The sequence below is a fragment of the Limosilactobacillus sp. C0001E2 genome, assembly GCF_056590915.1.
Map to the genome: position 1 here is coordinate 225,480 of NZ_JBWPXC010000002.1, position 25,193 is coordinate 250,672.

At 42.5% G+C, this 25,193-nt stretch carries 23 protein-coding genes and 2 pseudogenes; 19 read left to right on the forward strand and 6 right to left on the reverse strand.

What is annotated here, in order from left to right:
- The first annotated feature begins 7 nt into the window (after window positions 1-7).
- The 18 genes from rplQ to AC1EKL_RS03450 all read left to right on the forward strand — a co-directional run bounded on the left by rplQ (window position 8) and on the right by AC1EKL_RS03450 (window position 18,143).
- Window positions 8-388 carry a 50S ribosomal protein L17 gene (gene rplQ / locus AC1EKL_RS03365; protein ID WP_006916641.1) on the forward strand — a complete coding sequence of 127 codons (381 nt, stop codon included), beginning with the start codon at window positions 8-10 and terminating at the stop codon, window positions 386-388.
- A 190-nt stretch (window positions 389-578) separates the two neighbouring features.
- Entirely contained in the window at window positions 579-1,397 is an 819-nt protein-coding gene (locus AC1EKL_RS03370; RefSeq protein WP_480188303.1) for an energy-coupling factor transporter ATPase, read from the forward strand.
- Entirely contained in the window at window positions 1,382-2,248 is an 867-nt protein-coding gene (locus AC1EKL_RS03375; RefSeq protein ID WP_480188302.1) for an energy-coupling factor transporter ATPase, read from the forward strand. The genes AC1EKL_RS03370 and AC1EKL_RS03375 overlap by 16 nt, the downstream gene beginning before the upstream one ends.
- Window positions 2,249-2,250: 2 nt before the next feature.
- A complete protein-coding gene (locus AC1EKL_RS03380; protein WP_480188481.1) occupies window positions 2,251-3,051 on the forward strand; it encodes an energy-coupling factor transporter transmembrane component T family protein in 801 nt (266 codons plus the stop codon).
- Between the two features lie 12 nt (window positions 3,052-3,063).
- Window positions 3,064-3,852 carry a tRNA pseudouridine(38-40) synthase TruA gene (gene truA, locus AC1EKL_RS03385; protein ID WP_480188301.1) on the forward strand — a complete coding sequence of 263 codons (789 nt, stop codon included), beginning with the start codon at window positions 3,064-3,066 and terminating at the stop codon, window positions 3,850-3,852.
- Between the two features lie 91 nt (window positions 3,853-3,943).
- On the forward strand, window positions 3,944-4,387 hold the full coding sequence (gene rplM / locus AC1EKL_RS03390) for a 50S ribosomal protein L13 (RefSeq protein WP_006916645.1): 444 nt from the start codon (window positions 3,944-3,946) through the stop codon (window positions 4,385-4,387).
- Window positions 4,388-4,400: 13 nt separating this feature from the next.
- A complete protein-coding gene (gene rpsI / locus AC1EKL_RS03395; protein ID WP_480190197.1) occupies window positions 4,401-4,796 on the forward strand; it encodes a 30S ribosomal protein S9 in 396 nt (131 codons plus the stop codon).
- A 136-nt stretch (window positions 4,797-4,932) separates the two neighbouring features.
- Window positions 4,933-5,706: a (S)-acetoin forming diacetyl reductase gene (locus tag AC1EKL_RS03400; RefSeq protein ID WP_480188300.1), complete on the forward strand. Its 774-nt coding sequence runs from the start codon at window positions 4,933-4,935 to the stop codon at window positions 5,704-5,706.
- 125 nt (window positions 5,707-5,831) lie between these two features.
- A complete protein-coding gene (locus tag AC1EKL_RS03405; RefSeq protein WP_480188299.1) occupies window positions 5,832-6,461 on the forward strand; it encodes a glycoside hydrolase family 73 protein in 630 nt (209 codons plus the stop codon).
- Window positions 6,462-6,470: 9 nt separating this feature from the next.
- The gene (locus tag AC1EKL_RS03410; RefSeq protein ID WP_480190198.1) at window positions 6,471-7,040 is read left to right on the forward strand and encodes a xanthine phosphoribosyltransferase; all 570 of its coding nucleotides are present in this window, start codon (window positions 6,471-6,473) and stop codon (window positions 7,038-7,040) included.
- Window positions 7,041-7,057: 17 nt separating this feature from the next.
- Window positions 7,058-8,206: an ATP-grasp domain-containing protein gene (locus AC1EKL_RS03415; protein WP_480188297.1), complete on the forward strand. Its 1,149-nt coding sequence runs from the start codon at window positions 7,058-7,060 to the stop codon at window positions 8,204-8,206.
- Between the two features lie 156 nt (window positions 8,207-8,362).
- The gene (gene pcrA / locus AC1EKL_RS03420; protein ID WP_480190201.1) at window positions 8,363-10,642 is read left to right on the forward strand and encodes a DNA helicase PcrA; all 2,280 of its coding nucleotides are present in this window, start codon (window positions 8,363-8,365) and stop codon (window positions 10,640-10,642) included.
- 1 nt (window position 10,643) lies between these two features.
- The gene (gene ligA, locus AC1EKL_RS03425) at window positions 10,644-12,668 is read left to right on the forward strand and encodes an NAD-dependent DNA ligase LigA (RefSeq protein ID WP_480188296.1); all 2,025 of its coding nucleotides are present in this window, start codon (window positions 10,644-10,646) and stop codon (window positions 12,666-12,668) included.
- Between the two features lie 4 nt (window positions 12,669-12,672).
- The gene (locus AC1EKL_RS03430) at window positions 12,673-13,779 is read left to right on the forward strand and encodes a CamS family sex pheromone protein (protein ID WP_480188295.1); all 1,107 of its coding nucleotides are present in this window, start codon (window positions 12,673-12,675) and stop codon (window positions 13,777-13,779) included.
- Window positions 13,780-13,911: 132 nt separating this feature from the next.
- Entirely contained in the window at window positions 13,912-14,223 is a 312-nt protein-coding gene (gene gatC, locus AC1EKL_RS03435) for an Asp-tRNA(Asn)/Glu-tRNA(Gln) amidotransferase subunit GatC (protein WP_480188294.1), read from the forward strand.
- Window positions 14,223-15,695 (forward strand): Asp-tRNA(Asn)/Glu-tRNA(Gln) amidotransferase subunit GatA, encoded by a 1,473-nt coding sequence (gatA, locus tag AC1EKL_RS03440; protein WP_480188293.1) that lies wholly within the window; start codon window positions 14,223-14,225, stop codon window positions 15,693-15,695. The genes gatC and gatA overlap by 1 nt, the downstream gene beginning before the upstream one ends.
- 1 nt (window position 15,696) lies before the next feature.
- Window positions 15,697-17,121, forward strand: a complete 1,425-nt coding sequence (gene gatB / locus AC1EKL_RS03445) for an Asp-tRNA(Asn)/Glu-tRNA(Gln) amidotransferase subunit GatB (RefSeq protein ID WP_480188292.1) — start codon at window positions 15,697-15,699, stop codon at window positions 17,119-17,121.
- 14 nt (window positions 17,122-17,135) lie between these two features.
- Entirely contained in the window at window positions 17,136-18,143 is a 1,008-nt protein-coding gene (locus AC1EKL_RS03450) for a diacylglycerol kinase (RefSeq protein WP_480190199.1), read from the forward strand.
- A 61-nt stretch (window positions 18,144-18,204) separates the two neighbouring features.
- On the opposite strand, the gene AC1EKL_RS03455 is transcribed toward AC1EKL_RS03450, so the two are convergent.
- Together AC1EKL_RS03455 and AC1EKL_RS03460 are read right to left on the reverse strand one after the other, a co-directional pair.
- Window positions 18,205-18,846: an NAD(P)-dependent oxidoreductase gene (locus AC1EKL_RS03455; protein WP_480188290.1), complete on the reverse strand. Its 642-nt coding sequence runs from the start codon at window positions 18,844-18,846 to the stop codon at window positions 18,205-18,207.
- Between the two features lie 105 nt (window positions 18,847-18,951).
- Window positions 18,952-19,206, reverse strand: a complete 255-nt coding sequence (locus AC1EKL_RS03460) for a GlsB/YeaQ/YmgE family stress response membrane protein (protein ID WP_480188289.1) — start codon at window positions 19,204-19,206, stop codon at window positions 18,952-18,954.
- 299 nt (window positions 19,207-19,505) lie between these two features.
- Between AC1EKL_RS03460 and rlmD the strand changes: the two genes are divergently transcribed.
- Window positions 19,506-20,879 carry a 23S rRNA (uracil(1939)-C(5))-methyltransferase RlmD gene (gene rlmD, locus AC1EKL_RS03465; protein ID WP_480188288.1) on the forward strand — a complete coding sequence of 458 codons (1,374 nt, stop codon included), beginning with the start codon at window positions 19,506-19,508 and terminating at the stop codon, window positions 20,877-20,879.
- Between the two features lie 300 nt (window positions 20,880-21,179).
- On the opposite strand, the pseudogene AC1EKL_RS03470 reads toward rlmD, so the two are convergent.
- The 4 genes and pseudogenes from AC1EKL_RS03470 to AC1EKL_RS03485 form a co-directional block, all read right to left on the reverse strand.
- Window positions 21,180-21,500 (reverse strand): annotated as a pseudogene (locus tag AC1EKL_RS03470) (DMT family transporter).
- A 156-nt stretch (window positions 21,501-21,656) separates the two neighbouring features.
- Window positions 21,657-23,243, reverse strand: a pseudogene (locus AC1EKL_RS03475) (recombinase family protein).
- Window positions 23,230-23,634, reverse strand: a complete 405-nt coding sequence (locus tag AC1EKL_RS03480) for a recombinase family protein (RefSeq protein WP_480188287.1) — start codon at window positions 23,632-23,634, stop codon at window positions 23,230-23,232. The pseudogene AC1EKL_RS03475 and the gene AC1EKL_RS03480 overlap by 14 nt, the downstream one beginning before the upstream one ends.
- Window positions 23,621-25,174, reverse strand: coding sequence for a recombinase family protein (locus tag AC1EKL_RS03485; RefSeq protein ID WP_480188286.1), 1,554 nt, complete (start codon window positions 25,172-25,174; stop codon window positions 23,621-23,623). Before AC1EKL_RS03485 ends, AC1EKL_RS03480 begins: the two co-directional genes overlap by 14 nt.
- Between the last annotated feature and the right edge of the window lie 19 nt (window positions 25,175-25,193).

Below are 25,193 nucleotides of genomic sequence, written 5' to 3' on the forward strand. Positions count from 1 at the left end.
GCACTTCATGAGTTACCGTAAGTTAGGACGTACAAGTTCACAACGTAAAGCTTTATTACGTGACTTAACTACTGATTTAATTGTTAATGGTTCAATTAAGACTACTGAACCAAAGGCAAAAGAAGTTCGTAAGACCATGGATAAAATGATCACTCTTGCTAAGCGGGGTGACCTAGCATCACGTCGTAAGGCAGCGGCATTTGTTCGCAATGTTGTTGCAGACGTAAAAGAAGATGGCGATGATATTAAGGTACAATCAGCTCTTCAAAACCTGTTTGAAGAAATTGGGCCTAAGTACGCTGATCGTAATGGTGGTTACACACGGATTTTGAAGACCATGCCACGTCGTGGTGATGGTGCTCAAATGGTTATTTTAGAACTTGTTTAGTAGTTTAATTAAATAATCGTAATAAAGAATCACTATGATTGCTGGTATAAAGCGTTATGATGATGGGATTTTTCCTTAGTCTAGCTTGAATGTGAGAAATCACGCACCACAATTGTAAGTGATTTTTTTTATACATATAAATGGATCTTTTGGTAAAATAAAACCAGCAATCTAACGGAGGGAAAAGAACATGGCAATTGTTGATGTCCATGATGTGTCTTACACATACCCTGGCAATCATGAAGCGACATTAAAGAATGTTTCGGTTGCTTTTAACCAAAATGAGTGGACAACCATTATCGGGCATAACGGAAGTGGGAAAAGCACCCTTGCACGCTTGATCGATGGCCTATTACCCCTCGACAAAGGATCCATTGTAGTTGATGGAGTTTCGGTAAATGAAGATCATTTGTCAGATATTCATCAAAAAATCGGGTTTGTTTTTCAAAATCCTGAAAATCAATTTGTTGGGACTACGGTTGAAGATGATGTTGCATTTGGTTTGGAAAATCATCAGGTACCTAGAAATGAGATGCAATTCCGCATTAATCAAGCTTTAGCTGATGTAGCGATGCAGAGTTATGCCCATAAAGAGCCGGGAATGTTATCAGGCGGTCAAAAGCAACGGGTGGCGATTGCTGGAATCCTCAGCCTTCGTCCAAAAATATTAATTTTTGATGAAGCAACTAGCATGCTAGATCCAGTGGCCCGCCAAACTGTTTTGCAGTTGTTACAGCGATTAAAAGTTGAGAAGGGCTTTACGATTATCGCAATCTCTCATGATCCAATTGAAGCAACCTATGCCGATAATATTGTGATTATGGATCAAGGGCATGTGGTTGCTCATGGACGATCTACAGACATTTTGGGTAATTATAATCTACTTAATAAGTATCAGTTAACATTACCGTTTACTGAGCAACTAAAAAGAGCTTTACTGGCTCGAGGGATGCAATTACCTGCAGAGTACATGACTGAGGAGCAAATAATTAAATGGGTAAGCCAGTAATTAATATTCAAAAACTAAACTATATTTATGGTGGTAAAACGGCATTTGCTTATCAGGCCCTGCATAATATCAACTTAGATATTATGGAGAATGAAATAACAGCAATTGTGGGTCAAACAGGTAGCGGAAAGTCTACCCTGATGCAGCTGGTTGATGGATTATTGGTACCTACTTCAGGTAAAATTCAGGTAAACGGGATGGCAGTGACTAGCCAATCCAGTAAAGGTGATTTTACTAAATTGCGTCAGCAGATTGGTTTTGTCTTCCAATTTCCTGAGTCGCAACTATTTGCGGACACTGTTTTGCAAGATGTAATGTTCGGACCATCCAATTTAGGCATGTCACCAGATCAAGCGCGGAAGCAAGCAATCGGTGCACTCCAGTTGCTGAAATTTCCAAGTGATTTGTTTGAGCAGTCACCTTTTCAACTTTCTGGCGGACAAATGCGTCGGGTTGCGATTGCAGGGGTTCTGGCAATGAAACCGAAAATTTTAATTTTAGATGAACCAACTGCTGGTTTAGATCCAAATGGTCAGTATGAACTCATACAGTTAATAAAGCAGCTTCATGAGCAGGGAACCACGATCATTTTTATCACTCACCAGATGGAACAGGTAGTTCAGTATGCCGATCGAGTAGTAGCATTGCAAAATGGGAAAATTGGTTTTGAAGGGACACCACGCCAATTATTTGATAATCAGGATTTAGTAAATGAAATTGGTCTGGCAGAGCCACATCCATTGAATTTTGCTCGTAAATTAGAGAAACAGGGACTTTCACTACATACTCCGTTAACGATAACCGAACTAGCGGATCAAATTGTTAGCATAAAAAAGGAAAAGGATGATTAATGATGGGAAATAAAGTGATTTTTGGTCGGTATGTGCCAACGACTTCTTTAATTCATCATCTTGATCCACGATTTAAATTTATTGCCTGTTTTTGGTATGTAATTTTAGTTTTTTTTGCAAATAATTTGTGGACTAATTTGTGGTTAGGCTTGGTTTTGCTTTTTATTATTCGGCTTAGTCACGTTGCATTGAAAATGTACTGGGCGGGAATTAAACCGTTAATGTGGATTATTGTAATTACTGCTGCAGTTCAATTATTTTTTTCAACCGGTGGTCATGTCTACTGGCAATGGCATTTCATGAGCATTACCTCTGTTGGTGTGATTCAATCTTTATACTTGATTCTTCGCTTTGCGTATATCATTACAATTTCAACTGTATTAACGGTGACCACGACCACATTGCAACTGGCGGATGCGATTGAGAGTTTGATGAAACCGTTGAAGCATTTAAAGGTGCCGGTCAATCAGATTGCAATGATGCTCTCCATTGCGTTGCGTTTTATTCCGACTATCATGGATGAAGTCACCACAATTATGAATGCCCAGCGTGCTCGTGGAATGGATTTTTCTACTGGTAATCTTTATCAACGGGCTCGGAAGTTGGTTCCAGTAATGATCCCATTATTTGTTTCTTCTTTTAAACGAGCTGAGGAATTGGCCATTGCAATGGAAGCTCGGGGGTATAGCCCAGATGGTCAACGAACTAAATATCGACTCTTGGTGTGGCACCACCAAGATACGGTAGCGGTTGTAATTCTGCTTTTGATCACAGTAATCCTTGTTACTTTAAGAATATTTTGATAGGAGCTAGCTTTGATTCGTTACAAAATTACCTTTGCATATGATGGAACTAATTTTTCGGGATTTCAAATACAGCCACATAAACGGACAATTGAGCAAACATTGAAAACAATTGTCAACCGAATGGCTAAAAATCCTGATCCAGCCATTTCAATTATTGGTTCTGGGCGAACGGATGCTGGTGTCCATGCCTTAAACCAAGTTGCCCACTTTGATTTTCCTTATCATATTCCAGAGCAGTCAATGGTGCGGGCTTTGAACAGTCAGTTACCTTTAGACATTATTGTTAAAAAAGCCGAAATTGTTTCAAATGAATTTCATGCACGATACAATGCTCACCGAAAAAGGTACCGCTGCCGTGTAACTCAAGGGGAGTTTGTTGATCCGTTTAAGCGTAATTACACTGCCCACTTTAAATATCCCGTAGATATTGCACACATGAATCGAGCGGCACAAGATTTGGTTGGAACACATGATTTTACCAGTTTTGTTGCTTCTGGCTCGCAAGCGAAAAGTAATATCCGGACGATTTATGAAGCCAAAGTTTACTATGAAGATCATGATCACGAAGTTATCTTTGAGTTTGTGGGGAATGGTTTTTTGTATAACCAAGTCAGGATCATGGTGGCCTTATTATTAGAGATTGGTAGCGGGCAACGCCCAGTTGATGATGTCCAGCGTGTATTAGCGGCACGTGATCGGCAAGAGGCACGGATGACTGCGCCCGCCAGTGGTTTGTATTTGGTTAACGTAGATTATGGTGGGAATAACTTGAATAAACCATTGACTGACAAGGGATAATCAAGTACACTAGTAGCTGGTATTTCTTTTCCATAAATTACTCGGTACACAATTTATTGTAAAAGAAAGACAAAAATTGGAGGACTTAATCGTGAGAACGACATACATGGCAAAACCTGGTGAAGTTGACCGTAAGTGGTACATCGTTGATGCCAAAGACGTTTCTTTAGGTCGTGTAGCATCCGTTGTTGCTTCCATCTTACGTGGTAAGAACAAGCCAACGTTCACCCCTCACGTTGATACTGGTGACAATGTTATCGTAATCAACGCAGCAGATGTTAAGTTAACTGGTAAGAAAGCTAGTCGGAAGATTTACTACCGTCACTCTAACCACCCAGGTGGTTTAAAGCAACGGACTGCTGGTAACTTCCTCGCTGAAGAACCAGCCAAGATGGTTGAACAAACCATTAAAGGGATGCTTCCACACACCCCACTTGGCCGCAAGATGGGTATGAAGTTGCACGTTTACGCTGGTGAAGACCACAGTCATGCAGCTCAAAAGCCTGAAAAACTCGATATCACTAACTTAATCTAAGGAGGGAACGGAATTGGCTCAACAAGTACAATACAGCGGTACTGGACGTCGTAAGGATTCTACTGCACGTGTCCGCTTAGTACCAGGTTCTGGTAAGATTACTATGAACGGCAAAGCAATCGAAGACTACATTCCGTTTGCTAACTTACGTGCCATTGTTAACCAACCATTTGCAGTAACGCAAACTGAAGGTCAATATGACGTATTAGTTAACGTTAACGGTGGTGGCTTCTCTGGCCAAGCCGGTGCAACTCGTCATGGGATTGCTCGTGCTTTGCTCGCCGTCGACCCTGACTTCCGTGATGCCTTGAAGAAGGTAGGTCTCTTAACTCGTGACCCACGGATGAAGGAACGTCGTAAGCCAGGTCTGAAGAAGGCTCGTAAGGCTGCTCAATTTAGTAAGCGTTAATTTCGATTATCGTTTCAAATTAAAAGCATCAGGATTTTTCCTGATGCTTTTTTGTTGACAAAACATTGACTAATGGAAACGCTTTAGATACAATTAAAAATATTTGAGAAACATTTCACAAAAAGGAGAGATTGTTATGACAAAGAAGGTTGCATTAGTTACTGGTGCTGGTCAAGAAATTGGTGAAGCCATTGCTAAGCGTCTTGCAAAGGATGGTTTTGCAGTTGCTTTGGTTGCTCGCCACATGGACAACTTAAAAAAGGTTGCTGATGAAATTGAAAAAGCCGGTGGGGAAGCCTTTCCGGTAACTGCCGATGTCGCAAAGCGTGATGAAGTCTTTGCCGCAATTGACAAGACCATTGATAAGTTTGGCGATTTTAATGTCATGGTTAATAATGCTGGGGTTGCTCCCACGACACCAATTGACACGGTAACTAAGGATGACCTGGATTACGTATATACAATTAACGTTTACGGGACCATTTGGGGAATCCAAGCAGCTCATGACGCTTTTAAGAAGCTAGGTCATCCTGGTAAAATCATTAACGCTACCTCACAAGCTGGGGTTGTAGGTAATCCAAACTTAACAGTTTACTCCAGTTCCAAATTCGCTATTCGGGGAATTACTCAAGTTGTCGCGCGCGAATTAGCTGAAGAAGGAACAACAGTGAATGCCTTTGCACCTGGGATTGTTAAGACACCAATGATGTACGATATCGCACATAAGGTTGGTCAAAATGCTGGTAAGAGTGACGAATGGGGAATGCAAACCTTTGCCAAGGATATTGCCTTAAAGCGGCTCTCTGAACCCGAGGACGTTGCCAATGCCGTTGCCTTTCTAGCTGGTCCTGATTCTGATTACATTACAGGACAAACGCTTGAGGTTGATGGTGGAATGCAATTTCACTAGAATTAATTTTGATTTCCGGTTGGTTATTAGCCAACCGTTTTTTTATATTAAATTCATTTAAATTCTCACTGAAAATGCGGTAAAATTGTTACATTAGAATACTAAATAAAAGGAGTCAACGAAGCGTGGCACGTAAAAGAAGACGACGAACGGGTTCTCGTCGTAAGAAACGTTCGAGTGCATCAAAATGGCTAACGGTCATTTTAGTCATCCTAATCGTTTTAACAGCTGGTTATGTGGGGCACCATCTCTACCAGCGGCATTTGCAGCAAGAAATTATTGAAAAACAGCAACATTCTAAGCAGCTTTTTATCAAAGCAATTGCTCCTGAAGCACAGGCAATGCAGAATCAGTATCACATTAAAGCTTCAATTACGATGGCCCAGGCGATTTTGGAATCCAATTGGGGTACGAGTAAATTAGCTAGTGATTATCATAACCTCTTTGGTATTAAGGGGACGGGTCCCAATTCTAAATTGATGACCACCAAAGAGTATACACGTGGTAAGTGGGTTGTAATTAAGGATCGCTTTAAGGTCTACTCGAGTTGGTCTGCTTCGATTAAGGATCATACTCAGTTGATGCTGAATGGGACGCAATATAAGAAAGAAAATTATCAAAAGGTAATTGATGCAGATAACTATCGTGAAGCTGCTCAAGCATTACAGGATGCTAATTATGCAACCGATCCAGATTACGCTAGCAAGTTAATTAGTGTTATTAAGACCTATCACTTAGACAAATACGACCAATAGGAGAAAAATATGCAAGAACTAAAAGAAAAAATTGAAAAGTACGGTACGGTATTGCCAGGAAATGTTTTAAAAGTTGATGCATTCTTGAATCACCAAGTTGATACAGATTTAATGTACAAAGTTGGTCAAGAATTCGCTAAACATTTTGCTGATCAAGGAATTAATAAAATTTGGACAGTTGAGTCTTCGGGAATTGCTCCGGCGGTGATGACAGGGTTAGCAATGCACTTACCAGTGATCTTTGCTCGGAAGCACAAGAGCCTAACCCTCAACAACAATATGTTTACAGCGGATGTTTATTCCTACACTAAAAAGACTACTAACCGGATCTCTATTTCTAAAAAATATGTTGAAACTGGAGAAAAAGTCCTGTTAATTGATGACTTTTTGGCCAATGGTCAAGCAGTTGAAGGGATGATGGAAATCGCTGATCAAGCTGGCGTTCAAGTTGCCGGCGCAGGAATTGTCATTGAAAAAAGTTTTCAACCGGGTGGTAAAGAATTACGAGACAAGGGTGTCGAAGTTTACTCTCTTGCCCAAATCAAGTCATTAGCGGATGGCCAGGTTGAGTTTGTCTAAAAAGTGAAGGTGCGGTTATGAGTACGGATGTTTTATATCAAGGCAATACCCTTGGGATTATGGGTATTGACCGAAACGGAAAGAAGTTAATTTTAGCTGCTAAGGAAGCCGGCTTAAACGTTGGGGTCTATCTTGATCATCCTGAACCAGAGATTACCAAACAAGCAGACTTTACAGTGATTGGTAATTATCGTGATAAGGATAAGCTCACTGAGTTCGGACAAAATTGTAACGCGGTGATCTATGAAACGGCAGCAATCGACTCCATCGTTATTAAATATTTGAGTCAATATACAGCGATTCCACAGGGGTTGGATCCACTAGAGATTATGCAAGATCGCTTAATGGAACGGGCCTTTTTGGATCAAATTAACGTTAATGTGGCTCCCTATGTAACCGTGATTAGTTTAGATGATATTTATCAATCAATTGATTCTATCGGTTATCCAGCCGTTTTAAAACCAATTCAACGCGGCGTTGGTGAGAACGCATTAGTAATCCACAAAGAATCTGATATTGCGCGAGCAGCTGATTTTATCCAAGCGGGAACCTACTTACTTGAATCTTGGATTGATCATACCGCAGAGTACGCAATTACAATGGCGATTGATGCTGATGGTAATCATCTTTATCCATTGAGCGAATTGCAATATGGGGCTGGTCATCGATTACAGGCGGTTAAGTCACCAGTGGTCGTTCCTGATGAAATGCATCAAGAAATGAAACGGATTGCCAATTCAATCGGTAACCAACTTGGTTATAAGGGAATTATTTCAGTTAATTTCTACGTTACTAGTACTGGCAACCTTTACGTGAAGGATCTTGAACCCGGGGTTTCGACGAGTGGCAATATCTTCTCAGAAAGTGCAAACGTTAGTCAGTATGACCAACAAGTACGGATCTCTGCTGGGCGGCCAGCGCACTTCATTAAAGAAGTTCAACCTGCAATCTTTTTGATTGGGCGTCAGGCACAACTTTCGGCAATGGAACGGCAAGTGTTAATTCGGGATAACTGGAAGTTTAGCTTCTTTGCTGCTAACCGTCATCAAGAGAATCCTGTGGTTGCCTATGTGTGGGCAACTACTGAAGACGGCACGATTGACGAAATCCAAAGTCAGGTTGATGATACCGAAGTTTGGTTTGATCAGGGCAAGGATGCTGAATAATTTAATCCAGATTCATCAATTGATATTGGTACCTTGAGGGGGACAATGAACTAATTAAATTAGTTCTGTCGAACCCTCTTTTTTTGATATAACTCAAACTTAAGTTTGGTATAATATTCACTGACTGATTTTAAGAGAGGATGGAATGGTGTGACAATGCAATCAGCACTGGCAGGAATGAATGACAAGCAACAAGAAGCGGTTTTAGCGACTGAGGGTCCGGTCTTAGTAATGGCCGGTGCCGGATCAGGAAAAACGCGGGTGTTAACCCACCGGGTAGCTTACTTAATTGAAGAAAAAAATGTACTACCATGGCATATTCTCGCTATCACCTTTACCAATAAGGCAGCGCGCGAAATGAAAGAGCGGATTGGTAAATTGCTGGGTGATAGTGCCAATGATATTTGGGTTTCAACTTTCCATGCGTTATGTGTACGGATTCTAAGACGGGATATTGATAAGTTAGGCTTTAACACTTCCTTCACAATTGCTGATCCTGGTGAACAACGGACATTAATGAAACGGATTTGCGCGGAGTTAAATATTTACACTAAAAAATTTGATCCTCGCCAGATTTTAAGTGCCATTTCAAACGCCAAGAATGCGATGTTGACACCAGATGAATACGAAAAGCGGTATCAAGATCCATTTCGAAAAATGGTTGGCCGCGCTTACCGCCTGTATCAACGCGAGTTAGAAACCAACCAAACGCTGGACTTTGATGATCTGATTATGAAGACGATTCAGCTATTTAAGGCGGATGCCGAAACGCTGCAATATTATCAAAACAAGTTCCAGTATATTCACGTCGACGAATATCAAGATACCAACGATGCCCAGTATGAACTAGTTCATATGCTAGCGGATGGCTATCACAACCTATGTGTTGTCGGTGATGCTGACCAAAGTATTTATGGTTGGCGGGGTGCCAACATGAATAACATTTTGAATTTCGAAAAGGACTATCCGAACGCCACGACAATTATGCTGGAACAAAATTATCGTTCCACACAAACGATTTTGAATGCGGCAAATGAAGTGATTGCTAATAATCAAAAACGGAAGGATAAGAACCTTTGGACGGAAAATGGTCAAGGTGAGAAGATTTCATACTATCGTGCCCAAAGTGAGCACGATGAGGCTTACTACGTGGTAAAGAAAATCCAAGAACAAATGCGGGAACATGGGTATAAATATGGCGATTTTGCTGTTTTATACCGGACCAATGCTCAATCACGGATTATTGAAGAAACTTTCCTGAAAAGTTCAGTGCCATACACGATGGTTGGTGGTCACAAGTTCTATGACCGAAAAGAAATTCGTGATATTTTAGCTTATTTAACACTCGTTGCCAATCCGAATGATTCAATGAGTTTTGAACGGGTTGTTAATACGCCCAAGCGGGGAATTGGATCTACCAGTATTGAAAAATTACGGGAATTTGCGGCGACAAATAATATGTCGTTACTGACCGCTACTCAAAACATCATGTTGGCTAACCAAATTTCAACGAGCGTGCGTAATAAGCTTGATGGTTTTGCTCAAGAAATGCGTGCGATTCAAGATCAGGCTGATGAACTTTCCATTACTGAATTAACTGATTTAATTCTGGAGCGGACTGGATATCGTAAAGCATTACAAGACGAAGCCGAAAAGAGTCTTCAAGCCCAATCACGGTTGGACAACCTGGATGAATTTAAGTCCGTAACCCAAGAATTTGATAAGAATAATGCGGATGATGCTGCCAATGCTCAAGAAAAATTAACCCGCTTCTTGACTGATCTTGCGTTGGTCTCTCCTCAAGATGACATTGAAGATCAAGAAAATACGGTAACATTGATGACCTTGCATGCAGCCAAGGGACTAGAATTTCCAGTTGTCTTTCTAATTGGAATGGAACAAAGCATCTTCCCAATGGCTCGGGCCCTTAATAATGCAGAAGAAGAGGAAGAAGAGCGGCGTTTAGCTTATGTTGGTATTACTCGGGCCCAGAAGAAGTTGTTTCTTACGAATGCGATGTCACGGGTTCTATATGGGCGAATTCAAAGAAACCCTGAGTCAGAGTTTGTTGATGAAATTGATGACCAACTTTTAGACTTCGACAGTCAGCAAAGTATGCGAACCCCATTTGGGAATGGTGGGCGCAGTAATTTTGCACAGCGCGCAGCTACGGCCACAACTTATGGTGCTAGTCGGCGGTCACATTCATATGCTTCAGCCGGTAAACGAATTGCCCCGAAGACTAATAATGGTACGGGAGCAGATAAACAATCCTGGAGTGCTGGCGATAAGGTTAAGCATAAGAAGTGGGGAATTGGTACCGTAGTTGCTGTTAATGGTTCAGGAAGCGATATGGAATTAGATATCGCCTTTCCAAAAGAGGGCGTTCGCCGACTGTTGGCAACATTTGCACCAATTGAAAAGGTAGATGAATAAAATGGCTGAAGAGAAAATGACTCTGAATGAGGCTAAAAAAGAGATTGGACCACTTCGTCAGCAATTAATCCAGTGGGGAAAAGAATATTATGAGCAAGATAATCCAAGTGTTGAGGATTATGTTTATGATCGTCAGTATCAACGTTTGGTTGAATTGGAAGCCCGCTTTCCGGAACTGGTTACCCCAGATTCACCAACTCAGCGAGTCGGCGGTCAGACAGATACTCAATTAGCGAAGGTTACTCATGATATTCCAATGCTTTCGATGGGTGATGTTTTTTCTGTGGATGAATTGCATGCCTTTAACGAACGGCAACAAAGTAACCTGTCAGATACTGCACCAATTGAATACGACTTGGAACTAAAAATTGATGGTTTATCCCTTTCTTTGGTTTATGAAAATGGTCGGTTAGTTCAAGCTTCAACACGAGGCAATGGGGTCATTGGTGAAGATATTACGGCAAATGCCATGACGATTAAAGATATTCCACATCAACTCCCGGAACCACTTTCGTTAGAATTTCGTGGTGAATGTTATATGCCAAAGGAGTCATTTGTTAAATTAAATGCTGAACGGGAAGCAAATGGTCAGCCGGTCTTTGCTAATCCACGGAATGCTGCTGCAGGTAGCCTTCGCCAATTAGATCCTCAAGTTACTGCTCGCCGAAATCTGGCAACGTTTATGTATTATGTTCCAGAATATGAAAAGTTAGGTGTGACGACCCAGGAAGAAGCGTTGCAGCGGATGCGTGATTTAGGATTTAATGTAAATCCGCATAATCAAACTATTCGTAGTGAGGAAGAACTGGCTAAGTATATTGATGAATATACCGCACAGCGGGATCAGTTAGCGTATGGCATTGATGGAATTGTCGAAAAAGTAAATGATTTACAACTCCAGACTAAGCTTGGCAACACGGTGAAAGTGCCACGGTGGGAAATTGCCTATAAGTTTCCCCCTGAGGAGCAGGCAACGGTTGTTCGAGAAATCGTGTGGACAGTTGGTCGGACCGGTAACGTGACGCCAACTGCAGTGATGGATCCAGTCCAATTAGCGGGGACGACAGTAAGTCGTGCGTCCTTACACAATCCTGATTATTTACGGGAAAAGGGTATTCGACTGGGTGATACGGTTCTCTTGCATAAGGCCGGCGATATTATTCCAGAAATTTCCCGGGTAATAATTGAAAAACGGCCTGCCGATAGTGAAGAATACCAAATTCCAACGCAATGCCCGGTTTGTGAATCTAAATTAGTCCACCTCGACGATGAAGTGGCACTCCGTTGTGTAAACCCAATGTGTCCAGCACAAATTAAAGAAGGGTTAGCCCACTTTGCGTCACGGAATGCGATGAACATCGATGGTTTAGGACCCAAAATTATTGAACAGCTTTGGGATAAAAAATTAGTTCGTGATTTTGCCGACTTATATCGGCTAAATGAAGAGCAATTATTAACTTTAGATAAATTTGGTGAAAAATCGGCTACTAACCTATTGACATCAATTGATAATAGCCGTCATAATTCAGTCGAACGTTTATTGTTCGGCCTGGGAATCCGCCATGTTGGTGCTAAGGTAGCTCGGTTGATTGCGGAAAAGTTTGGTTCGCTAGATGCGGTAATGGGGGCCTCAGCAGAGGAGATTGCTGCCGTGGATACGATTGGACCAACGATCGGTGATAGTGTTGCTACCTATTTTGCGAACGCGCAGGTTCACCAGCTTATTCAAGAACTGAAGGATGTTCAGGTCAATATGGAATACACGGCTACTTCGCATGTTGATTCTTCTAGTGAGTGGAATGGTCAACAGGTTGTTTTAACCGGGAAATTAGCGATGTTTACACGTAGCGAAGCCAAAGAGTGGCTGGAAGAGCATGGTGCACAAGTTACCGGAAGTGTTTCGAAAAAAACAAACCTGCTGATTGCAGGCGAAAAGGCCGGCAGTAAATTGCAAAAGGCTCAGGAGTTAGGAATTCCAATCTGGGATGAACAACGCTTTAGCCAAGCAATGAAGGAGGATAATTAAGCTCGTGAAAGTTAAAAAATTACTGATCACTGGGTCAGTATTGCTTGCAACGTTTGTACTGGCTTCTTGTGGTAAAAGTTCTAGTAAGGGTAATTACACGACCACTGGTTCATCAAGCGGTACGTATCAAGGAGTCATTAAGGGTGGTCGTTACCGAACTAGCAAGGCTCGGGGAGTCAATACCAGTCAAAATAACAATCAGTATAATTTAAAGAGTTTTGAAAATGGCCTTACGGAAGTTTCAAAACGAGTCTTCTCGACGAAAAACTATATTTTCCAAGAAGGTCAGTATTTAAGTTCAGATACGATTGAGAGCTGGCTTGGTCGGAAGTCGAGCAGTAATCCCAATGGTTTGAATCCTAAGCAAGGGAAAAAGAGTAACCCGAACCCTGAGTATGTTCAGCAAATTGAAGAACAGGATTACATGACCGAAAGTGGTAATTCCTTAAAGCTCAAGGGAATGACGATCGGAATTGGTATCAATAGTGAATATCGCTACCAAAAGAAGACGGATGGCCCATATTACACCAAGAAGATTTCGGATGCCGAAGTCGAACAACAGGGTAAAATTGCGGCGGCCAAGATTTTAAAACGTCTGCGGCAACGAAAGGCCTTGAAAAATATTCCAATTGTGATTGCTCTCTATAAGCAAGCCCCTGATGATAGTCTGGTTGGGGGAACGTTCTTTGCATACAGCAACAACAAGGGAAAGACGGTATCTAGTTGGACTAAGTTGAATTATCGGAACGCTGTTTTGCCAAAGGCAAGTGCAGAAACTAGTGAGAATTCTGGTAGCTCAACTGACAACGACAGTTTCTCCAACTTTAAGAGTCAAGTTCAGAACTTTTTCCCGAACTTGAGCGGGGTAACTGCGCAAGCTCAGTACCACAATGGTAATTTATCTGGGATGCACATTACCATTACCACGCAGTTTTACAGTCAATCGGAAATTACCAGCTTTACGCAATACATTGCTCGAGCCGCTAAACGGTACTTGCCGCATGGGATTCCAATCGATATTAAGATTCAATCGGATTCTGAAATGCAAGCAGTAGTTTACCGGAATTCAGGATCTGATAATTTCCAATCACACGTCTTTAACTCATATTAATTTTTTACAAAGGCTGGAGAGCATTCCGGCCTTTTGATCGTAAAAAGCGCTTTGAAGAGCGGTAAAAGGCCCGGGCTTGTGATAAAATAGTTTCGTGTAATATTTTTGAAGGAATGGAAAGAGGTTAAGAGAATGGCTGAAAAAATCGATCGGCAAGAAGTAAAGCACGTCGCTGACCTCGCCAAATTATCGTTTGATGATGCGGCATTAGATAAGATTACTCCGCAGTTGGAAGAAATTATCGATCTTTTTACTGACTTGCAAAAGGTTGATACGGACGGTGTTGAACCAATGTATACACCAACAACCGAGCATAATGTAATGCGTGAAGACAAGGGAGTGCAGAGTGGTCAACGAGATGAACTGTTGGCAAATGCACCAGAAACGCATGATGGCTTAATTAAGGTTCCAGCAATTATTGACGAAAGTGAGGATAGCGAATAATGAATTTTAATGAAACCAACATTACGGATCTTCACAATCAATTAGTTAATGGTGAAGTAAGTGCCACAGAGCTAACTAAGGAATCTTTCAAGCAAATTAAAAATACCGAAGATGATGTTCAGGCATTTCTGACGTTGAATGAAGATGCGGCACTGAAGCAAGCGGCTGCGTTGGATCAAGCCGGTATTCAGGATGATCAAGTTCTGGCGGGAATTCCGTTTGCAACCAAGGATATGATTAGTACCAAGGGGTTGCGGACGACTGCTGCTTCCCAAATTTTGAAGGACTTTAAGCCCATATACAACGCAACGGTAATTGAAAAGTTAAACCAGGCTGGCTCTATCAACGTTGGTAAGACCAACCTTGATGAATTTGCAATGGGATCTTCAACGGAAAACTCTGGTTTTAAGCAAACTAAGAATCCATGGGATCAGACGCGAGTTCCTGGGGGATCTTCTGGTGGGTCCGCAGCTGCGGTGGCTGCAGGAGATGTTTTAGCTGCGTTAGGGACCGATACTGGTGGATCAATTCGTCAACCAGCATCTTTTAATGGCATTGTCGGGATGAAGCCAACTTATGGTCGGGTTTCTCGTTGGGGAGTCATTGCCTTTGCTTCGAGTTTTGATCAAGTTGGTTGGTTAACTAAGAATGTTAAGGATAACGCGCTGTTGATGGAAGCAATCAGTGGCGTTGACCATCATGATATGACTTCTGCTAACCGGCCGGTACCAAATTGGGCAGCTAATTTAGACCAAGCGAGCGTGAAGGGCCTGAAGATTGCCGTTCCGGAAGAATACGTTAGCGATGCAATTGATGAAGATGTACGTGAAGTAGTTCAAGCAGCGCTGAAACATTATGAATCATTAGGAGCCACGATTGATACTGTTTCATTACCACATACGAAGTATGGTGTTTCTGCATATTACATTTTGGCTTCCTCTGAAGCATCCTCAAACTTGCAGCGGTATGATGGGATTCGTTATGGATTCCGTGCCGATGATGTCAAGAATCTGGAAGATGTATATGTACGAACCCGGACTGAAGGATTTGGTGAAGAAGTTAAGCGACGAATTATGTTGGGAACGTTCTCCCTTTCTGCTGGTTTCTACGATGCTTACTTCAATAAAGCGGCTAAAGTGCGGCGTTTGATTGCGGATGACTTTAACAAAGTCTTTGAGGACTACGATGTTATCATGGGGGCAACTGATGCTTCGACTGCTTTCCCATTTGGTGATAAGATTACCGATCCTACTAAGATGTATATGAATGATGTTTTAACTATTCCTGTCAACATGGCGGGATTACCAGCAATGTCGTTGCCAGCTGGTTTCTCCAAGAAGGATGGCATGCCTGTTGGGTTGCAAATTATTGGAAAACCATTTGATGAACAAACGATTTACAATGCAGCATACGCTTTTGAACAAACAACTGATTTTCACAAAAAGAATGCTAAGTTAGGGGGTCAAGGCTAAGATGAATTTTCAAACAACCATTGGTCTTGAAGTCCACGTTGAATTAAAGACGAACTCCAAAATTTATAGTCCTTCCCCAGTTCAATATGGGGTGGAACCAAACCTCAATACTAACGTGATTGACTGGGCCTATCCAGGAACCTTGCCAACCCTAAATAAAGGGGTCGTTAGAGATGGGATCATGGCAGGATTAGCACTGCATGCTAATATTACCAAGCACATGCACTTTGACCGGAAGAACTATTTCTATCCAGATAACCCAAAGGCATACCAAGTTACCCAATCTGATACGCCAATTGCCACGGACGGTTGGGTTGAAATTGAAGTTAATGGTAAGAAAAAGAAGATCGGGATTGCCGAAATGCACATTGAAGAAGATGCCGGTAAGAACACGCACACTGGGCAATATTCTTATGTCGACTTAAACCGGCAGGGAACGCCATTGATTGAAATTGTTTCAAAGCCGGATATTGCTTCAGCGGATGAAGCAGTTGCTTATTTGGAAGCGCTGCGTCAACGAATTCAATTTACTGGGATTTCTGACGTGAAGATGGAAGAAGGGTCCATGCGGGTGGACACCAACATTTCTATCCGGCCATTTGGTTCTGATCAATTTGGTACGAAGACGGAAATGAAGAACATTAACTCCTTCAACTACGTTAAGAATGCGCTTGAATTTGAAGAAAAGCGCCACCAACAAGTTATCTTATCTGGCGGTACGATTGCCCAAGAAACCCGACGGTATGATGAAGCCACTAAGGAAACGGTCTCAATGCGGAGTAAGGAAGGAAGCGAAGATTATCGTTACTTCCCTGAACCAGATATCCCACCATTGGATGTTTCCGAAGAATGGATTAATGAGATTAAGGGTGAGATGCCAGAAATGCCGGGTGAACGGCGGAAGCGTTACACTAATGATTTAGGACTTTCTGACTATGACGCAATGGTCTTAACCCAAACTAAGGAAATGTCTGACTTCTTCGACGAAGCGGTTAAAGATGGGGCAGATCCAAAGCGGATTGCTAACTACCTAATGAATGACGTTAATAGTTACCTGAACGATGAACAAGTGGATCTTCAAGATACGAAGTTAACGCCAGCTAACTTAGCTGGAATGGTTAAGTTGATCACGGATGGTACGATTTCATCCAAAATGGCTAAGAAGGTCTTCAAGGGAATTATTGCCGGTGAAGAACCAGCTGCCTATGCCAAGGCGCATGGTTTGGTTCAACTATCCGATCCTAAAGAATTGCAACCAATTATTGATGATATTTTGGCAAATAACCAACAATCAATTGAGGACTTTAAGAATGGTAAAGACCGGGCAGTGGGCTACTTAGTCGGTCAAATTATGAAGCAAACCCGTGGGAAGGCAAACCCACAAGTGGTTAACCAACTGTTAATGAAGTCATTGAATGCACGATAATCAGGAGGTCAGCAATGCGGAAACGAGCACGGATTATTTATAACCCAGTCGCTGGTCGTGAAGCGATGCATGATGATCTGGCTGACATTCTGGCAATTTATGAACTGGCAGGGTATGAAACGAGTGCCTTTGCGACTACACCGGAACCAAATTCCGCCAAAAACGAAGCAGCTCGGGCGGCCCAAGAGGGCTTTGACTTAATCATTGCTGCAGGGGGTGACGGAACGCTGAATGAAGTAATCAATGGGATTGCCGGGTTAGAGCAACGGCCGCGTCTAGCAATTATTCCTGCCGGAACCACGAATGACTATGCGCGGGCTCTGCACGTTCCACGAGAAGATCCAGTTGCCGCTGCTAAGCTAATTTTAAATCCTCAGAATCATTTTAAGATTGACTTGGGGAAAGCGGGTGACAACTACTTCATGAATATTGCGGCCGGGGGAACATTGACGGAATTAACTTACGATGTTTCCAGCCAAATGAAGTCCCTCTTCGGCTATCTTGCTTACTTTGCTAAAGGGGCTGAAATGCTACCCCAGGTAAAGCCGGTTCATATGAACATTAAATATGATGGTCATGAATTCGATGGGATGGCCTCAACGGTATTCTTAGCGCTGACTAACTCAGTTGGTGGTTTTGAGCAAATTGTCCCAGGCGCGGCCTTGGATGACGGAATGTTTTCCTTGATTATCGTGAAGGACAGTAATATGGTTGGCCTAATGCAATTGATGGCGAAAGTCCTCAAGGGAACTCATATTGGAGATCCGCGAGTAATTTACGTGAAGGCAAAGGATGTCGAGATTACACCGGTTGAACAAAATGAACGGTTGATGATTAACCTTGACGGTGAGTATGGTGGAGACGCGCCAATGCACTTTCAAGCATTGCGTCAGCATTTGGATATTGTTGCCGATGTTGATGCGATTCCTAATCAGGCTATTTCAACATTGACGCCAGATATGAAAAAGGCGGAAGACGATTTTGTTCGCGGTGTCGATCAAATTAAACAGAACGATAAATAGTTGATGATAATCAAAAACGACTTCAGGATCCTGAAGTCGTTTTCTTATCTCGTAAAATCATTTAAATTTGCTGGATTGCTTCTGTAATTGGGGTGTTGCCCGCGCGCATCATAATGACTTTCCGAATGGTGTTCGGTGCATTTAAGACATCAGCGAGGACTTGCGCCACGTCCGCAATAGAATTGGTAGTATCTTGACCTTCGCCAAACGTAACTTTACCAGTTGCGGGCGTTTCCGTGAGTGAAGCCGGTTGGATAATGGTGTAATCTAAGTCAGTACTGCTTACCAGGTAATCATCCGCAAAGAATTTTGCGATGTTGTAATCGGTAATCGCAGCTAAGGCTGGATAATCCTGCCACTTTTCAGGTTGGAGCGCGTACATCGAACTCAACATGATATAGCGTTTGATACCAACTTGAGTGGCTGCCTGCATCGTTTTCACTGCACCCATGGCGTCTGTTTTCAGTAGATCTTGGCCTCGTGATCCAGCCACAAAATAAATGGCATCAGAACCACTGAGTTGCTTGGCAATTTCTGTAACTTCACTGTGCAGATCTAGTTTGACAGCCGTAACATGATCATTTTGCCAGACTTTCTCAGGATGACGAGCACCGGCGATGACATCATGACCGGCATTGACAAGGTCTTTAATTAAGTCAGATGCAACCCGGCCTGATCCGCCAACAACAAAAATTTTACTCATCAGATTGTCACCTCCAAAGATTATATCTTTATTATAACTTACAATTAGTAAGTTTGAAAGCGAACCAAATAAAAAGACTGGGGAATTTCCCAGCATGATCATTATTTAAGCAGGATCTTTCTTGACCCCGAAGATGAGCGAGACAATTAATACTAGGATGATGGCTCCCACTAATGAAGGGATAATTGCCATGCCAGCGAGGCTTGGCCCCCATGATCCTAATAATGCTTGACCCAGGGAGGAGCCAACTAATCCGGCGATGATGTTAGCAATCCAGCCCATGGAGCCACCACGTTTGGTAATTGCTCCCGCAACTAATCCGATTAAACCACCTACGATTAATACCCAAATCCAGTACATATTTTCACCTTTGGTCTTTCTTTGCCATGAATCAGCAATTGCTAATTCATTGAGTGAATACGATATTGCCGGGTTTGACCATGATAACGAGTTCCTCAGAAATATGTGGTTATTTAGTATCTTAATCATACCTGATTGTTTTATAAAAAGATATATTTACTAAAATGTCTTATCAAAAACATAATATAAAATAACTTTTGCTTAAATCGGATCAAATTGCTTTTTAAAAATGTCGGTATCTGCTACACGAGCTTTGTTATAATGAAAACATTACAAACGTTAATAATGGAGGAAGAACTGTGAAACGCCAAATTCCAGTACACAAAAATGAAGAATATTCAGCAACGGTCACTGATTTAACTTACGAAGGTAATGGCTTAGTTAAAATTGATGACTTTCCCGTGTTTGTCCCAAACGCGCTTCCGGGAGAACAAATTACGGTCCGGATTACGAAAGTTGCTAGTCACTTTGCGTGGGGACGGGTGATGGATTGGCAAACCAAGAGTGCTGATCGGGTTGATGTGCAAGATAAAAAGTATATTCAAACGGGCATTGCGCCACTTGGTCATCTTAAGTATGCGGCACAACTAAAGTTTAAGCAGCACCAGATTCAAGAACTTTTAGCGAAGGCCCATTTAGATAATATTGAGGTGTTGCCAACTTTAGGGATGGAGAAGCCATATCATTATCGTAATAAGGCCCAGGTACCAGTAAAAATGGTTCGTGGCCAGTTAGAAACAGGGTTTTATAAACGGGGTAGCCATACCCTTGTCCCGATTGAAGACTTCTATATCCAGGATCCGGTAATTGATCAGGCAATTGTGGTCGTTCGGGATCTGCTCCGGAAGTATCATGTGACACCGTACAACGAACAAAATGGCCAGGGAGTTATTCGGACAGTCATGGTGCGGCGCGGTTATTATAGTCATGAAGTGATGGTCGTTTTGGTCACCAATACTAAGCACTTGCCGATGAAGCAACAGATTGTGGATGGTATTGTAGCTGGTGTTCCAGAAGTGGAAAGTATTGTGCAAAATATTAATGATCGTCGGACTAATCGTTTGCTTGGCGACCGGGATGTGACACTTTGGGGAGCGGATGAAATTCATGACCAATTATTAGGGATTGATTTTGCAATTTCACCATTGTCGTTCTACCAGGTTAATCCACAGCAGACGGAACGGTTGTATCAAGCGGCCATTGATAATGCAGGACTTGATGGCTCACAGACCGTGATTGATGCCTATTGTGGAATTGGGACGATTTCTCTAGCGGTTGCTAAGCATGCGAAGCAGGTTTATGGGGTCGAAATTGTTCCGGCCGCGATTGCTGATGCAAAAAAGAATGCGCAAAACAATGGAATTACGAATGCGGAGTTTGTTGTTGGCAAGGCAGAAGAGCAGTTTGCCAAGTGGCAAGCGGAAGGCTTGAAGCCGGATGTTGTGATTGTGGATCCACCACGGAAGGGGCTTGCTGAATCGTTAATTGAAGCCACTGGTAAGATGGCACCAAAAAAGGTGATTTATGTTAGTTGTAATCCAGCGACCTTGGTACGCGATATTCAACGGTTTGCGGAACAAGGTTACCACGTCACGAAGCCGATTCAACCGGTGGATCAGTTTCCGCAGACGACGCACGTTGAGAGCGTAACGGTTCTTGAGCGGAAAAAGTAGTGGGCTAGAAACCGCACCGTTAAGGCATTTATAAAATCAAAAAATGTGTATCTTTTTGTGACCAGTTTCCACAGATAGATACACATTTTTCGTAGGTGGCTGGAAACGTTGATTTAATAGGCTTTGTCTAAGGAGTTGACAAATTCTCACAGACGACCTTCAAAATTGCCTTAATTTTGGGGTGTGATCAGTTTCTGCAAACAGGAGCCTAAATAAAGTTGATATGTTTCCACTGTTAGTATTGACAGGTTTCCACAAAGCAAAATAGCACCCATCCGAATTAGCTGAGTGCTATATTTTTTAATGAGCTGAAGTCAGCTTGATGCCAATGATTGATATAATTAGCAGTGCAACGAATGCCCAAGTGATGGGGCTGAGCTGATCGTGGAACCACACGTTACCGACGATAACCGACCCCACGGCACCAATTCCAGTTCAAATTGGGTAAGCTAAGCTGATGGGCAAGTGTTTAGTGGCCATGATTAAGCCAGCAAAGCTGATAATCATCCCAACCACCGTCGCAATTGCCCAGCCTGGTTGCGTAAACCCGTGGCTTAACTTCATAGTGGTAGCCCAGACTACTTCAAAAATTCCTGCAATCATCAATAAAATCCATGCCATATAAAAAACCTCAAAAACAAAAGGAGAGTCAGACATCTCTTCAAAGGCCTAATGAGACGTCCGGCTCTCCTGAATTTTAACTTCCCGGCGGAAGATTATTTATGGATCTATAAATAGATTAGCAAAACTAGAGGTGTTTGGCAAGGAACTATAAGCTTAACCTTTAACCGTAATCACTTCACCATCCTTGAAAGTAAATTCAATTTTGCTTTTGTAGATGGTGATTTTTTCGATCAGGAGGCGGACCATCTTCTCATCAAACTTGGTGAGGCCACCTTGATAGGTTTGGAAGAAGGACTGGATGTTCTTCAGGTTGGAGCGTTTGATGTCGTGGTCGATTTCCTGTTGTATAAGCTGTTCACGTTGTTTTCGTAAGGCTTGGACCTGTTCAGTTAATTGCTCGACGTTCTTATTGTGGGTACTCATATTCAAGAGCAATAACTGTTGATCTTCTAATTGTTGGTCAAGCTAATCCAGGCTAGGGCCGTTGGTGCCTTTGGTGACTTTAAGGATGTTGGCGGCGATTTGCTTATCAGCGAGTTGGTGTTGTTGGATCAACTCGTTCATGGCCTTTAAGCTGGCTTCTTCTAAGTCGGCTTCAGTAATTGTCCGACCCATGCAGCGTTTTCCTTTGTGATTCCAGTGAAGACGGGAATAGCAGCGCCAGACGTTGACCTTTTCGACCTCGCCAATCCTTGGTCGATACCAAACGCACCGGGTGTAGATGTCCTTGCAGCGACCACAGTAGACAATCGAGGAAAAGCAATAGGCGTTAGTATAGCCATGGTGATGCCCACCTTCTGTTGTGAAGCCCTCTCGGCGCATATCCAAGAGCTTCTGGACTTGGTAGAAGACGGCACGGGAGATAATAGCAGGGTGGTTGTTCTCTACATAGTACTGTGGCACTTGGCCATCATTCTTGACCCGCTTCTTGGTTAAGAAATCTACCGTATAACTCTTCTGCAAAAGGGCATCACCGATGTATTTTTCGTTACGGAGAATCTTGATAATCCCAGACGAATGCCACTGCGTCCGACCGATACCATTCTTGATGCCTTCTTTGGTCAGCTCGCGGGTAATTTCAATCGCACTTTTTCCCGTCAGGCATTCATAGAAGATTCGCTTGACGACTTTGGCTTGTTCAGGATTAATGACCAGGTTGCCATCATCATCTTTATCATAGCCAAGAAAGCGGGCAGTATTGACGATTACTTGGCCACGTTGATAGCGGTACTGAAGACCAATCTTAATATTACGCGAAATGGATTCACTTTCTTGTTGGGCAAGTGATGCCATAATGGTAATTAGGACTTCACCCTTGGCGTCCATCGTGTTGATGTTTTCCTTTTCAAAGAAGACCGCAACATGAAGTTCTTTTAATTCCCGGATATATTGCAAGCAGTCGATGGTGTTCCGGGCAAACCGGCTGATGGACTTGGTGACGATGAGGTCAATTTTACCTTGCTTGGCGTCATTAATCATCTGGTTGAACTGATTCCGCTTCTTGGTATCCGTTTCAGAAATTCCATCATCAGCATAGATACCAGCTAGTTCCCACTTGGGATTCTTGGTGATGAATTCTTTATAGTGGGCTACTTGGGTTTCATAACTTGATGCTTGATCTTCGTAGAGGGTTGAGACCCGGCAATAGGCAGCTACTTTGAGCTTAGCTTCCGATTCTTCAATTTGTCGGTTTCGATTACCTTGTTTGACTTGGGCGGGGATAATTCTAACTTTCGCCATAGACTTCCACCTCACTGTAAATTAATTGATAGATATGTTCAGCCTGTTTAAAAGCATCATCAGAGTATCTCTTGATGATCCCGCGGTAAAACTTGGTGGGCGGAGTTGGTTGCTTTTTAGGCTTCCGGACAATCTGCTTTTTCAGTTGCTTCTGTACCTGCTTGAAGTTGGTAGTGGTAATGATTTGTGGGTAGCCGTCTCCACCAACATATTTATTTGAAGTTAAGATTCGCAAAACAGAAGTATGAGTTAAGTTAAATTGGCGCGCTAGATGATTGCGAGTCTGGCCAGCAAGAAAACCAGCGAAGATTTGCTTGATTACTTCAGCTTGGTCAGGGTTGATGACAATTTGTCCCTGTTGCCATTGATAGCCGTATTTAAGCTTTGACATGATGTTTACTCCCTTCAGTTAGATTTAATCCACACTTGAGGTGGAAAGTAAGATTATGGTCTTGATCGACCGTGATTGATTCAATGATTTGTTCAAAGAGCTCGGCGTTGAACATCGTTAAATAGTCGCTTCTTTGGCATAGTTTCAAGAGTTCATGAGCCAGTGGCAATTTGGAATTTTGGCCACCTAATAGCTGCTTGAGGCGCTCAATTTCACTTTGCAGGTTGGCAATTTTCTGCTCAAGTTCGGCATCTTGCTTAGTAAAGAAGTCCTTTTCAATCAGCTCTTGTTTCCTGAGCTGTTGGAGATTATCTTGTTTACTCTGAGTTTCATTGAGTTCGGTTTCAACTTGGCTGAGCTTAGCTACCTGTTCCTGGCTTTGCCTGGCCTGGAGTTGTTTAACTAATGGTTCTAATAGGAACTTCTGGCTAAAGATCAGCTTGTTTACCATGGTGCAGAAGGCTAACTGCAAAGCATCCTCTCTAATCGACTTCACAGGGCAATCTTTGGCGTGCTTGATATGAGTTTGACAGCCCCAGCAGACTTTGCCACTACGGCTTTGTCTTTTAAACAGCTTCTGGCAATTTCCACAGTAGATTTTGCGACTAAAAGTATGTCTTTGTGGCTTAGCTTTTGCTTGTGGATTAAATTTCTGCTTGAACTTGATGATCTTTTGCACTTGTGTAAAAGTAGCTTGATCAATAATCGCTGGGTGGTGTTCTTCAATGATGATTTTGCCTTGTTCACCTTGGTTAGGGTGGCGGTGGTATTCATCATCCGTGAAGGTGTTTTGAAACTCAGTCGTGCCCAAGTAGACCGTATTTTGTAAAATTCCTCGAATAGTGGAGTCATGCCATTTGCCATTTCGTTTCGTGCGAATAGCTTGTTCATTAAGCAATTTGGCAATCTGGCCAGGGCTTTTACCCTCCATTGTCCAATTGAAGATTCGGAGCACCACTTTTCGTTCAATCGGATCAATTATTAAATCCCGATTGGCATCTTTTTGGTAGCCGTAGGGGGGAATCGAATAATGAAACACTCCGTTACTGGCACGCTGTTGATAACCTAAGCGGACATTATGGGCGATTGATTGTGATTCATCCTGAGCTAAACTACCCAGTACCGAGAGGATTAATTCGCTATCCATACTGCCGGTGTTGATATTTTCTTTCTCAAAGATCACGGGAATATCCAGTTGTTTAAGCTGGCGAATGATTCGCAAGCAGTCAGTGGTGTTGCGTGAGAAGCGACTGATTGATTTGGTTAACACCAGGTCAACTTGCCCGTTTTGGCAATCCTTTAACAGCGCTTGTAAGCCAGGACGGTTTTGCGCTTTGGTGCCAGATACGCCATTATCATAGTAGATTTGATGTAGCTGCCAGTTAGGTTGCTGCTGGATGTAGCTTTTAAAATGATCTTGTTGATTAGCTAGGCTGTCTTCTTGTTCATCACTATTAGTTGAAACCCGGCAATAAGCAGCTACTTGTAAGGTTGCCTGGACTTTTGACTGTGGTTTAGTAAGTTTAGTTACGCTTGCCATATTATGTACCTCCTTTCAT